Annotated in this window: 1 pseudogene; it reads right to left on the reverse strand. The window is 44.0% G+C overall.

Going from position 1 to position 505, the window contains the following annotated elements:
- Positions 1 to 505: pseudogene (locus R7040_RS30325) on the reverse strand (GGDEF domain-containing protein); the annotation flags it as partial.

A 505-nucleotide genomic window follows, 5' to 3' on the forward strand; every position in this document is an offset into this window, starting at 1 on the left:
ATCAGTCAGTTGTTCTTTCCACGCAGCCAGAACGCAAGAGTAGTTGCTCTTGCACCAATCAACATCGAATGTGGTCTTCACACCTTCTAACGCTTTGATTGGGCGCTCTAAAATCAACTTGCTCCCAGTATAAGAGCGAAAGTACATAATGGCATTTTGTCGATTAAACGCATTCGATAAATACGCTTCGGCTTGATGCAGCGATTTGCGTGCGACGGCTTCAACGTAATTCAGCTTTTCGTACGGTGACAGCGAGTAAATCGCGTCTTGGAAGCTGAACTCAGTTTGAGCTTCCACTTCATCCACGCTCAAGCCTTTGTATTGTTCGAGCTTCGCTTCCGTCAGCAGCCCCATTAAAATGACTTTTTGCTTTATTTTGGCTAGGTTATTTGCGTAGGTGTTGAACTGCTTTACTTCATAAGAAATCAACACAGCGCCAATCATCATTGTTGAAGTTGCAAACAGTAACGTCGCCACAAAGAAAGACAGCGCGATGCTTTTAAAT

It is taken from the genome of Vibrio sp. 1069 (assembly GCF_033340555.1).